General features: G+C 66.5%; 14 protein-coding genes. 12 read left to right on the top strand and 2 right to left on the bottom strand.

Going from position 1 to position 13603, the window contains the following annotated elements; all coding sequences use genetic code 11:
• Positions 1 to 105: 105 nt before the first annotated feature.
• Entirely contained in the window at positions 106 to 609 is a 504-nt protein-coding gene (locus tag B1964_RS07215; protein WP_014359636.1) for a DUF6194 family protein, read from the bottom strand.
• Positions 610 to 647: 38 nt separating this feature from the next.
• On the opposite strand from B1964_RS07215, the gene B1964_RS07220 reads away from it, so the two are divergent.
• From B1964_RS07220 to B1964_RS07270, 11 genes are all read left to right on the top strand, one after another.
• A complete protein-coding gene (locus tag B1964_RS07220) occupies positions 648 to 1415 on the top strand; it encodes a MerR family transcriptional regulator (protein ID WP_079929353.1) in 768 nt (255 codons plus the stop codon).
• Positions 1416 to 1608: 193 nt separating this feature from the next.
• Positions 1609 to 2334: an energy-coupling factor ABC transporter permease gene (locus B1964_RS07225; RefSeq protein WP_079929354.1), complete on the top strand. Its 726-nt coding sequence runs from the start codon at positions 1609 to 1611 to the stop codon at positions 2332 to 2334.
• Positions 2331 to 2750, top strand: coding sequence for a PDGLE domain-containing protein (locus tag B1964_RS07230; RefSeq protein ID WP_006368511.1), 420 nt, complete (start codon positions 2331 to 2333; stop codon positions 2748 to 2750). Before B1964_RS07225 ends, B1964_RS07230 begins: the two co-directional genes overlap by 4 nt.
• A gap of 4 nt (positions 2751 to 2754) precedes the next feature.
• Positions 2755 to 3531: a cobalt ECF transporter T component CbiQ gene (cbiQ, locus tag B1964_RS07235; protein ID WP_006368510.1), complete on the top strand. Its 777-nt coding sequence runs from the start codon at positions 2755 to 2757 to the stop codon at positions 3529 to 3531.
• Positions 3528 to 4298, top strand: coding sequence for an ABC transporter ATP-binding protein (locus B1964_RS07240; protein WP_006368509.1), 771 nt, complete (start codon positions 3528 to 3530; stop codon positions 4296 to 4298). Before cbiQ ends, B1964_RS07240 begins: the two co-directional genes overlap by 4 nt.
• Positions 4299 to 4484: 186 nt before the next feature.
• Positions 4485 to 5777 (top strand): NDMA-dependent methanol dehydrogenase, encoded by a 1293-nt coding sequence (mdo, locus tag B1964_RS07245; RefSeq protein ID WP_006368508.1) that lies wholly within the window; start codon positions 4485 to 4487, stop codon positions 5775 to 5777.
• A gap of 163 nt (positions 5778 to 5940) precedes the next feature.
• A complete protein-coding gene (locus B1964_RS07250; RefSeq protein ID WP_020171645.1) occupies positions 5941 to 7242 on the top strand; it encodes a MoxR family ATPase in 1302 nt (433 codons plus the stop codon).
• Positions 7243 to 7253: 11 nt separating this feature from the next.
• Positions 7254 to 8780, top strand: coding sequence for a VWA domain-containing protein (locus tag B1964_RS07255; RefSeq protein ID WP_079929355.1), 1527 nt, complete (start codon positions 7254 to 7256; stop codon positions 8778 to 8780).
• 63 nt (positions 8781 to 8843) lie between these two features.
• The gene (locus B1964_RS07260) at positions 8844 to 10064 is read left to right on the top strand and encodes an iron-containing alcohol dehydrogenase (RefSeq protein WP_014359641.1); all 1221 of its coding nucleotides are present in this window, start codon (positions 8844 to 8846) and stop codon (positions 10062 to 10064) included.
• Positions 10061 to 11545: a GAF domain-containing sensor histidine kinase gene (locus B1964_RS07265; RefSeq protein WP_079929356.1), complete on the top strand. Its 1485-nt coding sequence runs from the start codon at positions 10061 to 10063 to the stop codon at positions 11543 to 11545. Before B1964_RS07260 ends, B1964_RS07265 begins: the two co-directional genes overlap by 4 nt.
• Positions 11542 to 12201, top strand: a complete 660-nt coding sequence (locus B1964_RS07270) for a response regulator transcription factor (protein WP_006368503.1) — start codon at positions 11542 to 11544, stop codon at positions 12199 to 12201. The genes B1964_RS07265 and B1964_RS07270 overlap by 4 nt, the downstream gene beginning before the upstream one ends.
• A 6-nt stretch (positions 12202 to 12207) precedes the next feature.
• Here B1964_RS07270 and mftM read toward each other — a convergent pair whose 3' ends face one another.
• A complete protein-coding gene (gene mftM, locus B1964_RS07275) occupies positions 12208 to 13056 on the bottom strand; it encodes a mycofactocin oligosaccharide methyltransferase MftM (RefSeq protein ID WP_079929357.1) in 849 nt (282 codons plus the stop codon).
• A gap of 6 nt (positions 13057 to 13062) precedes the next feature.
• Here mftM and B1964_RS30355 point away from each other — a divergent pair, with 6 nt between their 5' ends.
• Positions 13063 to 13218 carry a hypothetical protein gene (locus B1964_RS30355; RefSeq protein WP_172398773.1) on the top strand — a complete coding sequence of 52 codons (156 nt, stop codon included), beginning with the start codon at positions 13063 to 13065 and terminating at the stop codon, positions 13216 to 13218.
• Positions 13219 to 13603: the final 385 nt, after the last annotated feature.

Genomic DNA, 13603 nt, shown 5'->3' on the forward strand with positions numbered 1-13603 from the left:
TGACGACCTTTACGCCCAGGTGCACTAAGTGCAGGCGCGGTGTGGAGGTACGGCATTGCTCGCCCACCGTCGTCTACCTTCGACGGTGGGCGGTGCACTGCGGTCTCATCGGGTGCCGCCCGCTCCGGGCTCGCGTTCGATCCGTTCCCGGGAACGCCGATGCTCGAGGCGGTGACGTGCGGCCTCGTGCGCCTGACGAAGGAGGCGGACAGCCAGCATGCTGGTGCGAGCACCCGGGTTGACGATCGATACCCACCCCTGGTGGCGATACAGGGGGTGCGGAAAGACAACGTCGGGCGCTGCGAAGTCCCACTGATCACCAGTAGGCACAGCCGTTTTGTCGGTCAGTTCACGAGCCGTGGTGGTGCCGACGTGAATGTTCAGTCGCCACCGGCCGGGCTTGTCAAGGTCGGACAGGGAGTCGTCGGGGTAGTTCTTTGTGACGATGGTGGCGTAGGGCTGCTGACGTTTCGGCACCTGGCCGTCGGGGGCGTAGTAGAAGAAGTGATCGCCCCAAGCGGTTGGCGGGAACTCGTCACCCTCGGTAGGTGCGAACTCGAGCAGCCCATCAAACGATCGGATTGTTTGCAACAGTTGGTCCATGTTCATACTTCAAGCATGTACTTGAAGCGCTGATGGAGGGTTGCATGCGCACGGAGGGACTATCGCCGACGATGACGACTGCCGATGTAGCAGCGGCAGCGGGGTACTCGGTTCAGCAAGTGCGTGACCTGGAAGCACTCGGCGTGATTCCGCCGGCGACGAGAACCCGCAGCGGCTACCGACAGTTCTCGCCAGAGCACGTGCACAGCTTGTGTGCCTACCGCGACCTGGCGTACGCCGTCGGACCGGTCGTGGCGCGCCGCACGATGCGGCAAATCCGCAGTGATCCAAGCGATTACGCTGCAGCCATGATCAGCGAGCTCCACACCAGGCTCAACAGGGAACGCGAACACACACTGGCCGCGCGATCGGCACTGACGTCCATCAGTTCCGAGGAAACCGCCGACGTCGCGCCCACCGAAGACGACTGCATGACCATCACCGAGCTCGCGCGAGCCCTCGAAGTGAAGGCGTCCACGCTTCGCTTCTGGGAAAGTGTCGGCCTGATCACGCCTCAAAGAGTCTCCACGCCGGCCGGAAGTGTACGACGCTACCCGGGCGTCGCGATCCGCGACGCCCGCATCGTCGCTGCCCTTCGCGCGGGCGGCTACCGCATCCCCGAAGTACAGAAGGCGATCAGCGCAGTCCGTGAACTCACGGATCACACCACCCCACTCACCGCGCTCGACTCCCGACTCCAGTCCATCGCCCAGCGCACATTCGCACTACTCCGCTCCGGAGCGATCCTGGCAGACCTCATCGAACAGCCTCGCTCAGCGGGACTGTTCGCCGCAGCGCCAACAACGTCCTGACCCGCTCCAACAGGGCGTGCCGATCCGACCCGACAAGGCGTCGTCGAATTGTGGTCAGGGCCACACCTGACCGGTCGGACAGTCTGAGCACCTCAACATCTGAATAAGTGGACAGATGTGATGTCCGGTTTTAGTGTTTCCCGTATCGCGCCGTCCGGGCGTGTACCTCCAGGGATCTCGAAGGGCACTGCTCATGTCCACCACCCCAGTCGCCATGCATATGAGCGACGGCATCATCAACGCACCGACCTCGCTGCTGTTCGGCGCCATCGCCGTGGTCGGACTGGCCTTCTGTGCCTGGCGTGCGCGCCGCGACCTCGACGAGAAGACCGTGCCGATGGCCGGCCTCGTGGCCGCTTTCATCTTCGCCGTCCAGATGATCAATTTCCCCGTCCTCCCCGGTGTGAGCGGGCATCTGCTCGGAGGTGCACTCGCCGCAATCCTGGTGGGGCCCTACACCGGCGCGTTGTGCATCGCGATCGTGTTGATCGTGCAGTGCCTGCTGTTCGCCGACGGCGGCATCACCGCCCTCGGGGCCAACCTCACCAACATGGCTCTCCTCTCGACGTTCGTCGGCTACGGCGTCGCGGTGGTCGCGTCGCGACTGCTGCGTGTTGGTCGCCGGGGCCGGTCGGATCACCCGCTCGCCGGTCTGGGGGTGGTGGCCTTCGTCTCGGCGCTCTGCGGGACCGTGTGCGCAGCAACCGGATTCGTCGTCGAATACGCCATCGGTGGAGCGGCGGCGACGTCGATGACCGCGGTCGCGAGCTACATGTGGGGCACGCACCTGTTGATCGGGGTCGGCGAAGGGCTGATCACCGCGGCGACCGTGGTGGCGGTCGCCCGGGCCCGCCCCGATCTCGTCTACCTGTTGCGTCGCACCGACTCTCCCGCCACGCTGATCGGAGCGCCGGCATGACCGCCACCGGAACCTCCGGCGATCGCCGCGACCGCTCGCCCCGGGTCCATCGCAGGACCTTCCTCATCGCGTTCGGTGTGGTGGCCTTGCTCATCGCAGGTCTGGTGTCCTATCTGGCCAGCTCGTCACCGGACGGTCTGGACTCGACCACCCTGCGGGGGTGCGAGACGACCGAGGTCGACGGTGCCGAGCAACTCACCGGAGACTGCATCGCGCAGCATGCCACCGACCACGCCATGGCCTCATCGCCGCTGGCCGACTACAGCTTTCGCGGAATCGGCTACACCAACGGGATCGCCGGGGTGATCGGCGTGGTGATCACCCTCGTGATCGCCGCGGGCCTGTTCTGGATCATCGGCGGGGCTCGACGTGCCCGTACCGGTGTCGCCCGGTCGGGGACCGGATCGGGAGACTGAGTCGATGGGAGCCGGACACCCGCACCCGGTCTACCGCGCCGGCGACTCCGCGGTTCACCGCGCGCCCGCCGAGGTGAAGATCGTCTGCCTGGTCTTCTTCGTCTTCGCGGTGGTCGCCACCCCGCGTGAGATGTTCTGGCCCTACGCGGGTTTCGCGATCGTCCTGGCCGCGGTGTGGGTCGTCGCCCGGATCTCACCGGCATGGATTGCTCCACGCATGCTGATCGAGGTCCCGTTCGTGATTCTTGCGGTGCTGCTGCCCTTCGCCGAAGGTGGCGAGCGGGTCGCCGTCGCCGGACTCTCGTTGTCGGTGCCCGGGCTGTACGCCGGGTGGGGGATCGTCATCAAGGGCACGCTCGGAGTTGCGGCGTCGCTGACCTTCGCTGCCACCACGCCGGCACGTGAGCTGCCGGTGGCGCTCACCCGACTCGGCGTGCCCGCGTCGATCACCCCGATCTTCGTCATGATGCTGCGCTACGTCGATCTGTTGACCGCCGAGATCCGACGCATGCAGATCGCCCGCGTCGCCCGCGGGGACTCACCGCGAGCGATCCACCAGATCGGTGCGATCGCCAAAGGTGTTGGCGCACTGTTCCTCCGTTCGTACGAGCGCGGCGAGCGGGTCCATCTGGCGATGATGTCGCGGGGTTTCACCGGCACGATCCCAGAGATGCCCGGGGTGGTGACCTCCGCCCGTGCGAGCGCCGGCCAGTGGTTGGTGATCGTGACACCCGCGCTGGCCGCGACCGCGATCGCCGCGGCCGCCTGGGTGTTGCGATGACTCCCGCCATCGAGATCGCCGGACTGCGCTACGCCTACCCCGACGGACACCTCGCCATCGACCACCTCGATCTCGTCGTCGAACCGGGCGAGCGGATCGCGTTGCTCGGCCCCAACGGCGCGGGCAAGACGACACTGATGCTGCAGCTCAACGGAGTCCTGCTGCCGAGTGCCGGGTCGGTGACCGTCCACGGCTCCCGCGTGGGCAAGGACACCCTGCGCGAGGTCCGACGCCGCGTGGGCCTGGTCTTCCAGGACCCCGACGACCAGTTGTTCATGCCCACCCTTGCCGAGGACGTGGCATTCGGGCCCGCCAATTTCGGGGTGCGCGGTGACGAACTCGCCGACCGTGTGCAGGAGGCGCTGGCGGCGGTCTCGATGACCGAGCATGCGAGGCGAAGTCCGCACCACCTGTCCGGAGGGCAGCGCCGCCGTGGTGCACTCGCGAGCGTATTGGCTTGCCGCCCAGACATTCTGGTTCTCGACGAGCCGTCGGCGAACCTCGACCCGCAGGCGCGGCGCGAACTTGCCGACACCCTGCTCACGCTGCGGACGACGATGCTCGTGGTCACCCACGACCTGCTGTATGCGGCGCAGTTGTGTGACCGCGCGGTCGTCCTCGACGCCGGACGAGTGGTCGCCGACGGCGACGTCGACGACATCCTGTCGGATTCGGAATTGCTTGCCGCGCATCGTCTCGAGATGCCCTGGGGTTTCGACATCGATGCAGTGCGCCGGGCGCGTTCCGCTCAGGTGTCGGCCCGGTGACTGACCCTCCGGATGGCATCACCCTGACCACTCGGGCAGGGGGCGCACTGCCCTTCGGTTGGCACTCGGTGCAATAGGGACGGTTTGGCCTCACAACACTTCTGACACATGGTGTGACGCGCGTAACGTCGCCGGTGCTCAAGTCGACGTCACGCGGTGTGCGTCGGATGAAGGAGGACAGGTCAGATGCAGGTAGACGAACTACTCAAACCGTTTCCCATCAAGGAGTTTCACCCGTTCCCGCGCGCGATGATGGGCCCGGGCGCGCACGAGATGATCGGCCCCGAGGCTCTCAAACTCGGGTTCAAGAAGACCCTCGTGATGACCACCGGTCTGCGGGGTAGCGATACCGTCCACAAGATCGTCGAGTCGTGCAAGTACCACGGCCTCGAGGTCGTCGTGTACGACCAGGTCGAGTCCAACCCCAAGGACTACAACGTCATGGATGCCGTGTCGTTGTACAACTCGGAGAAGTGCGACTCGTTCATCTCCATCGGCGGCGGTTCGGCGCACGACGCCTGCAAGGGTGCGCGCATCTCGGTCGCGCACGACGGCCGCAACGTCAACGAGTTCGAGGGCTTCAACAAGAGCGAGAACCCCAAGAACCCGCCGCACATCGCGGTGTCGACGACCGCGGGTACCGGGTCGGAGACCTCGTGGGCCTACGTGATCACCGACACCACAACCGATCCCGACAAGCCGCACAAGTACGTCGCCTTCGACGACGCGGCGGTGACCACCCTGGCGATCGACGACCCGGTGCTCTACTACGACTGCCCGGTCGCCTTCACCGCCCAGTGTGGTTTCGACGTGCTCGCCCACGCCTCGGAACCGTATGTGTCGCGCCTGAACTTCCCGCCGTCGATGGGCAACGCCCTGCACGCGGTGCGGATGACGGCTCGTCATCTGCGTGAGGCCACCTGGAACCCGACCGAACTCGCCGGCCGCGAGGGCATGATGTACGCGCAGTACATCGCCGCGCAGGCGTTCAATTCCGGTGGTCTCGGCATCATCCACTCGATCAGCCATGCGGTTTCGGCGTTCTTCGACACCCACCACGGACTCAACAACGCGATTGCGTTGCCGCGCGTGTGGGCCTTCAACATGCCGGTCATGTACGAGCGCTTCGCCGACATGGCCGACGCGATGGGCGTCGACACCCACGGTATGACCAAGGTCCAGGCCGCCGATGCCGCGCTCGAAGCGGCGATCCGGTTGCTGCGCGACGTGGGCATCGTCGAGAAGTTCGCCGACGTCAAGCAGAACACCTACCCGAAGAACCGTCTCGGTGAGGGGCCGACGAAGTACTACGAGAACCGCAAGGAGATCACCACCGACGCGGCCACCATCGACGCGCTGACCAACCACGTGCTCGGTGACGCGTGCACCCCGGGTAACCCCAAGGAGTGCACCTTCGAGACCGTTCGCCCGGTCGTCGAGCACTGCGTCAACGGCGATCTGGACGAATTGCTCCCGTAAGAGGTGCGTCGCCGATGAAGACCGATGTGGGGAAGTGTCTGCCCCGAATAGCGTGTCCCCACATCACCACACGCCGGTGGTCACCCGAACGCCCCCAATTCGGGTGACCACCGGCGTGGCCACCGGCCGCCGGCCCACATCCACCAGACCTCAGGAGAGATCGATGCCCACCTCCACCGTCACCACCGACGACACCGTCGCCCCGCACGTCGAAGATGCTGCGAGCCAACCCGATCCGGGCGGATTCCGTGATGTCGACGACGTGGTCGCCCGGTTCGCCGAGGCGGGTTACCTGGCCGATCAACGTCTGGCGACCACCGTCTTCCTGCAGAGCCGGCTCGGCAAACCGGTCCTGCTCGAGGGTCCGGCAGGCGTTGGCAAGACGCAACTCGCCAAGACCCTGGCAGAGGTGACGGGCCGAGATCTGTTGCGGCTGCAGTGTTATGAGGGTCAGGACGAGACCACCGCGCTCTACGAGTGGGATTACGGCAAGCAGTTGCTCTACACCCAGGTGTTGCGGGAGAAGATCTCTGCGGTCGTCGCCGACGCCGACTCACTGTCGGAGGCGGTCGACCGCATCGGTGCCGAGGAGAGCGTGTTCTTCTCCGAGCGCTTCCTCGCCCCCCGACCGCTGCTCGAGGCGGTGCGCAGCGAACGCCCGGTCGTCCTGCTGATCGATGAGGTCGATCGTGCCGACGAGGCGCTCGAGGCGGTGCTGCTCGAACTCCTCGCCGAATACCAGGTGTCGGTGCCCGAGATCGGTACCTTCGTCGCCAAGCACCAGCCGATGATCGTGTTGACCTCCAACAACACTCGCGATCTGTCGGCGGCACTCAAACGCCGGTGCCTGCATCTGTCGCTCGATTACCCGGATGCCACACGGGAATTGGAGATCATCAAGTCCAAGAACACGGGCCTGGCCGAGACGCTCGCGGCCAAACTCGTGGAGATCGTGCGCGGTCTGCGCGAACTCGACCTGCGCAAGGCGCCGAGTATCTCCGAGGCGATCGACTGGGCGCGCACCCTCGCGGTGCTCGGCGCCGACGAACTCTCCGCCGACATCCTCGGTCAGACCGCCAACGTGGTCGTCAAGTACGACCGCGACCTCACCCGCGCACTCGACGCCCTGCCCCGGCTGGTGGACCCGAACGCGCAGGTGCCCGATCACCTGCACACCCACGGACATTCCCACGATCACGGCCATTCCCATTCGCACGACGGGCATTCCCACACCCACGACGACGCCCACGACGACGAACACACGCATGACGACCCGCACGGTGGTCGCGCCAAACGTGCCGAGAAGGACAAGCCCGGGCGCCACGGCGACGACTACTACGGCTCGCCCGGGGCCAAGAGCGATGCCGGTACCCGGGCGGTGAGTGCCACGCAGGGCAGTCGCTCATTCGGCGACACCGGCCGTTCCCGCTCGGGTTCGGGTACCCGCCGCAAGCGTCCGTTCTAGGGAGCGGCGTCATGGAAGGAGCGGTCCACCGGTTCGTCCGGCTACTGCGTTTGCACGGCGTGCGCATCGGCGTCTCGGAGGCGATGGACGCGATGGCGGCCGTGGGTACCGCCGAGATCCTCGCCGACCGTGAACTCATGCGCTCGGCGCTGCAGGCGTGTCTGATCAAGGACCGACGCGACGAGCAGACCTTCGACGAGGTCTTCGACAAGTACTTCTCGTTGCGTCCGGTGCTCGACACCGATGACGGACACGGACATTCGCACAGTCACGACGATCTTTCCGACACCGGTGAGCTCGCCGAGTACACCCTGTCCGACGAGGTGGGCAACACCCCGCAGCAAGGTCATAGTCACGGCCCGCCGTCGAACATCCGCGACTACTTCGACCCCGAGGACCTCGCCGAGCAGTACAACCTGCATCAGGAGGCCAACAAACTCGACATGGCGTCGCTGACCGACGAGATCGTGCTGTCGGCGGATTCGGTGCCGAACTCCGAGCAGGCCGCCCGTGTGCAACTGACGGTGTCCCGCCTGCACAACCCGGGTCGGCCGGGTGAGCTCGTCACCGGCAATCCGACCCAGCTCGACGCCGAGTTGTCGGTGGCGCAGGAGATGGCGCTGCTCGACTGGCTCGACGACGCCGGGGGACTGTCCGGTCCGCAGCCCGACCGCGAGGAGATCGCCCGGTTGCGCAGCGCACTGGCGGGATTGCTCGACGGTTTGCCCGAGAAGCTGCGTGATCACCTCGAGGCGCTCATGGCGACCGACCACGAGATCGAGGATCGTGAGGTGAAGGCATCGGTGCGCGATGCCATTCACGAGCACGAGCGGGCCAGCCTGGAGGAGTCGATCCGCAGGCTCATCCGATCGCTGCACGGCGCGCCGCGTGCCCGACGCAAACTGGCCGCCCGCGGCACTGTCGACGCGGCCCGCACGATGCGCGCGAACCTGCGATTCGACGGGGTGCCGTTCCGGCCCATCACCGTTGCCAAGGTCGAGGACCGCCCGTCGCTGCTGATCCTCGCCGATGTGTCGTTGTCGGTGCGCAGCGCAGCCCGTTTCACCCTGCAACTCGTGCACGGACTGCAGAGCATGGTGGCCCACGTCCGGTCGTTCGCCTTCGTGTCCGACCTCGTCGAGATCACCGATCTCTTCGCCGAACACCCGGCCGAGGAGGCGCTGTCCCTGGTCGTTTCGGGCCTGCCGGCCGGCGGTGTCCTCGACACCGACGCCGACTCCGATTACGGGAACGCTCTGCAGTGTTTCCTCGACGAGTTCGGCGGCGCGATCACCCGGCGCACCACCGTGATCGTGCTCGGCGACGGTCGCAACAACGGCCGCGACCCGAACCTCGACGCGTTGGAGGAGATCAGCCGCCAGGCCCGGGAGACCATCTGGATCACCCCCGAACCCAGCTACTCGTGGGGTCTCGGGTCGTGCGACCTGCCCGCCTACGCCACGCTGTGCGACCGTGTGCACGTCGTCCACGACCTCGCGGCGCTCGAGCAGGTCTCGGTCAGCGCATACGGCGCGTGAACCGCAGGCGGCCGCGTAGGATTTCGGCAACGACTGGTGGGTGCGACGAGGTGGGTGAACGGGATGCACGCCGATATCGGTGAGGCCCGACCCGAGGTGGATTCGGAACGGCCGCAACCTCGAGCGCGGGCGACGCGGATCCCGGTCGTCAAGTTCCATACCCCCGAGGTGATCGTCGGTCCCGGGGCTCTGGATGAGATCCCCACGGCCGCAGCAGGTCTGGGGATGCGTCGGCTGATGATCGTCTCGGACCGCAATCTGGTGGCCACCCCGTGGTATCCGCGCCTCGCGCAACGGTTGCGGGCGGCAGACCTCAAGGTGGCCTCCTTCACCGATGTCTCACCGAATCCCCGGGCGCCGGAAATCGCCCTGGGCTTCGAACACTACGAGCAGACACGCTCGGACGGGATCGTGGCGCTCGGCGGGGGATCGGTGATCGACGCCGCCAAGGGGGTGGCCATCCTCGCGGCCAACGGGGGCCACATCCTGTCCTACGAGGGCATCGACCGCGCCCGCATCCCGTTACCGCCGTTGGTCGCTGCGCCGACCACTGCGGGCAGTGGGTCGGACGTGTCGCAGTTCTGCATCGTCAACGACGTGGATCGCATGACGAAGGTGACGATCATCGGACGCGGATTGGTGCCGAATGTATCGGTGATCGATCCCCACGCACTGGCCACGCTGCCACCCGAGGTGGCCGCGCAGTCGGGGATGGACGCGATCACGCACTGCATCGAGGCTTATGCATCGCTGGCGCACACCAGGCTCACCGATCGTTCGGCCCTGTCGGCCATCGGGACCGCATGGCGGTCGATCGAGCGATTCGTTGACGCTCCCGGTGACCCCGACGCCGGACTCGACATGGCCTATGCCGCGCTCGAGGCCGGGATGGCGTTCACCAATGCCATTCTCGGCGCCACCCACGCGATGAGCCATCCGGTCGGCGGACTGTGCGACGCCGCGCACGGAGCGATCAATTCGGTTCTGCTCCCGCACGTCATCCGGTTCAACGCCGAGACCGACCCGACCCCCTTCGTCGATCTGGCCCGGGCCGTCGGTGTGCCGACGTCGTCGTCGGCGTTCGTGACCGCCGAGCGATTCGCCGATGCGGTGTGCGAGCTCTCACGACGGATCGGGATGCCGGCTCGCCTGTCGCAGCTCGGAGTCTCCGCCGCACACATCAACGCGCTGACCGCCAACGCGTTGGTCGATGCCTGCATGCGGACGAACCCGCGCCAGCCGACCCCCGCCGATGTCGCCCGTCTCTATCGCGAGGCACTATGAGCGTCTCCTCGAGGTTCGGCGACCGCGACCTGACGCCCGGCGGGGACGAGGTCGGCGGAACGGACTTCGATTCGCTGATCGGGTTGCACTCGGTGAAGGGCTCGCATTACGCGCAGTTCCGTGGGGTCGAGGAGCGCCTCGGTCGTGTGGTCGGCGCACTGGACCGCATCTCGCGAGCCCTCGTGCAGACCGCGGAGGGGCCGGAGACACTCGTGCTCTCGGTGGTGCGTGCGGTGGCCGAACACCTCGAGGCCGATTGGGTGGTGTTCGCCCTGTGCGACGGCGAACTCGATCGCACGGGTCCGCGCCACCTGATGATGGACGGCGACGGCACCATCTACGCCTTCGAGGGCGTGCAGGTCGCGCGCACGCCGAGCCACCTGCCCGACGAGGTGCTCAACCGCCTCAACGATATCCTGCGCAACCAGCTTGGCGAGCTCGTCCGACCGGTCGTCGCCGATCACCATCTGCATGTGCCGGTGCACCTCGACGGTCGGGTGGTCGGCGGGCTGTCGGCGTGGACGCCACCGCGCCACGTCGTCGACTCCGCCGACCTGGTGGTGATGCGCATCCTCGCCCGACAAGCGGTGGTGGCCCTGCTCAATGCGGCGCTGCTCGAGGAGAGTCGCCATCAACTCACCCGCGCCGAGGATGCCTACGCCAAGGCCCGCGAGCAGGCCACCGATCTGGCGGTGCAGAACGTGGAATTGCAACGCACACAACGTGAGTTGTCGGCGGTGATGCGACAACGGCTGGTCACCGAGGAGCGTGAACGCATCGCCCGGGAGTTGCACGACTCGGTGACGCAGTCGGTGCTGTCGGCGGGTGTGCAGATCGAGGTATGCCGGATGGAGTGCGACCCGGAGACCGCCGAGCGACTCGAGGTCGCAGGAATGCTGACCCGCAACGCGGTCGAACAACTGCGCTCGGTGATCTACGCCCTGAACCAGTCCCCGTCCGTGGAGGGGCTGAGCCTGGGCGAGGTCCTCGACGAACTGTGCTCGATGCACATGCCGGCCGATCTGGAGACCGAGGTCCGGGTGCTGGGCCGGCCCCGTGACCTGCCCGATGACGTGCAACACGCCATTCTGCGCATCGCCGGTGAGGCGCTGTTCAACACCGCGGTGCACGCCGAGGCGACACTGGCGCGGGTGGTGCTCACCTACGGCGATCACGACGTGAGTCTGACCGTCGACGACAACGGCGTCGGCGACCCGGGACACATGCGTCGCGTGCTGCGTGCGGCGACGCTGGGCGATCTGGCCGGGCGACATCGGGGCCTGGCGAACATGTCGGCTCGAGCGCGCGAACTCGGTGGTGAGTTCCGGATCCGCCGATCCCGGATCGGCGGCGTGCGGGTCGGGGTGGAGATCCCGGCCGGCACCGTCACCGAATCCACGTCGTTGCCGCGCCCCACCACCGAATCGGTCCGGCGTACCGCCGGAACACGATCGTCACTGCATCAGGAGGTCAGCAGATGAACAACCCCGATATCGCGACGACGGCGGTGCGCACCATGCTGGTCGACGACCATGCACTCCTGCGTGCAGGCATTCGCTCGCTCCTCGAACGGGAGGAGACGATCTCGGTTGTGGGCGAGGCGGATTCGTTCGACCATGCACTGGCCGAGGTCGAGCGGTCACGGCCGGATGTGGTCGTCGTAGACCTGAAACTGACGGCGGGCACCGAGTACGAGGGGTTACGACTGATCACCGAGATCGCGGCCCGGCATCCCGAGGTGGCCAGTCTGGTGTTGACGACATTCCTCGACGACGACCTCGTGGTGCGGGCGGTGAAGGCGGGGGCACGTGGCTACGTCGTCAAGGACGTCGACACCACCGAGTTGGTGCGTGCCATCCAGTCGGTATCCGGGGGCGGCAGCGCATTCGACCCGCGTAGCGCTGCGATCGTGTTGCGCACGGTGTCCGGCGACGGCGGTGGATCGGAGACCCTGACCGAACGTGAACGCGAGGTGTTGCGGCTACTCGCCGACGGGATGAGCAACAAGCGCATCGGTACGACCTTGTTCATCTCCGAGTCGACCGTGAAGTTCCACATCCGCAACATCATTCGCAAGCTCGGCGTGACCAAACGGACCGACGCGGTCTACATCGCGAGCAAGCGCGGGCTGATCTGATGAGGCTCAGCGACGCGGGGTGAGCACCAACCAGCCGCCGTGATCGGTGAGGAATTCGGCCCCGGCGTGATCGGCTGCGTCCGCCCAGGCGTGCAGGTTCTCGGGCCCCAACCGAACGAGATGGCCGAAGTGTTCGCTCGGACGATCCTCATAAGGGATCGCGATCACCACCCGCCGACGCGCGACCCGCAATGCCTCGATGATGGCGGCACGCGCCTGGTCCGCGGGGAGATGCTCGAGCAGGTGGATCAACGTGACGGTGTCGACCGAGGAGTCGGCGTGGTCGAGGTCGGTGGCGTCTCCGACAGTCGCCAGCACGGGGGTGTCACGGCGACGTGCGGCCTGAGTCAGCAGGTCGACCGCACCGAAGGAGATGTCACACGCAGCGACGTCGAGACCGTCCTCGGCGCATCGGAGCGCGAAGAAGCCGAAGCAACAACCCACTTCGAGCACACTCGAACCGCTGATCAGGGAGCGCGCCCGTCGGTGTACCGGGGCGAACGACGCCGTCCCGTCGCGCAGCGCGCGCAGCGAGTTGTCGTAAAACCCGGCCCACGCGTCGTCGGCGCGCTCGCTGCACGACCGGATCAGACCGACCGCGGCTTCCTCGAACTCCCACTGGCCACACAACGCGCCGGCATCGATCACGCCTTCGAGCGCGAGGACCATTGCGTCATCCGAGATCTCGGCGACGGTGAAGGTGTGGACGAGTTCGACCCGACCTCCATCCCGGTCGATGGACCAGGCAACCCGTCCGGCATGGGGAAGATCGGCAGGCAGCGCATCAACGTGCCGCACCGTGATGCGGCGAGTGGTCGGTAGTCCGGCACTCATCGTCGTGACGCTCATGACCACAACGCTATGACCTGGACTTTTGCCGCGAAACTGCCCGAACGGGTGCATCTGCTGACCGAACGGAGAGGCGATGGCCGCGCCCGCATGGCCCAGATCACAATTATCGCGAGCGGCCGGAACGGCCGGATGCACGACCTCCGACGGCTGGGGCTGGCCCGCTGACCAGGGCTGATGTGCGACCAGTCAGAACCCACCTGGCGATTTGATTCGCGGGGGCTCTGTGCGTAACTTATTCGAAGTCAGCGCGCCGCGGCGCCGCCCCGGAGGGCTCCGAGAGGAGTTCGGTAGGGGAGAGGAAACCGGGTAGACGTTGACCGCCCCTGAGAAATCGTGCCGGGCACAGTCATGTGCCAGTACGAGGGCCCGGGGTTGCCGGATGCGGATCTGGCCGCCAACCGAGAGGGTTGCGGACGGGAGAAGTGCCTGGTACTCTGGAAGAGTTGCTCCGGAAGGGGTTAACACTTCAGAAACAGAACAAGCTCATTGATGTTCGCCTTGTGGGGTGGTGTTGGTGGGTGTGTGTTCTTTGAGAACTCGATAGTGTATT

The sequence above is a fragment of the Gordonia sp. i37 genome, from assembly GCF_002043085.1.
In the GTDB taxonomy this organism is placed as follows: domain Bacteria; phylum Actinomycetota; class Actinomycetes; order Mycobacteriales; family Mycobacteriaceae; genus Gordonia; species Gordonia polyisoprenivorans.

Coding starts and splice junctions, on each gene's coding strand:
- B1964_RS07215 (WP_014359636.1), bottom strand. CDS start 609: ATGAACATGGACCAACTGTTGCAAACAATCCGATCGTTTGATGGGCTG.
- B1964_RS07220 (WP_079929353.1), top strand. CDS start 648: ATGCGCACGGAGGGACTATCGCCGACGATGACGACTGCCGATGTAGCA.
- B1964_RS07225 (WP_079929354.1), top strand. CDS start 1,609: ATGTCCACCACCCCAGTCGCCATGCATATGAGCGACGGCATCATCAAC.
- B1964_RS07230 (WP_006368511.1), top strand. CDS start 2,331: ATGACCGCCACCGGAACCTCCGGCGATCGCCGCGACCGCTCGCCCCGG.
- cbiQ (WP_006368510.1), top strand. CDS start 2,755: ATGGGAGCCGGACACCCGCACCCGGTCTACCGCGCCGGCGACTCCGCG.
- B1964_RS07240 (WP_006368509.1), top strand. CDS start 3,528: ATGACTCCCGCCATCGAGATCGCCGGACTGCGCTACGCCTACCCCGAC.
- mdo (WP_006368508.1), top strand. CDS start 4,485: ATGCAGGTAGACGAACTACTCAAACCGTTTCCCATCAAGGAGTTTCAC.
- B1964_RS07250 (WP_020171645.1), top strand. CDS start 5,941: ATGCCCACCTCCACCGTCACCACCGACGACACCGTCGCCCCGCACGTC.
- B1964_RS07255 (WP_079929355.1), top strand. CDS start 7,254: ATGGAAGGAGCGGTCCACCGGTTCGTCCGGCTACTGCGTTTGCACGGC.
- B1964_RS07260 (WP_014359641.1), top strand. CDS start 8,844: ATGCACGCCGATATCGGTGAGGCCCGACCCGAGGTGGATTCGGAACGG.
- B1964_RS07265 (WP_079929356.1), top strand. CDS start 10,061: ATGAGCGTCTCCTCGAGGTTCGGCGACCGCGACCTGACGCCCGGCGGG.
- B1964_RS07270 (WP_006368503.1), top strand. CDS start 11,542: ATGAACAACCCCGATATCGCGACGACGGCGGTGCGCACCATGCTGGTC.
- B1964_RS30355 (WP_172398773.1), top strand. CDS start 13,063: ATGACCTGGACTTTTGCCGCGAAACTGCCCGAACGGGTGCATCTGCTG.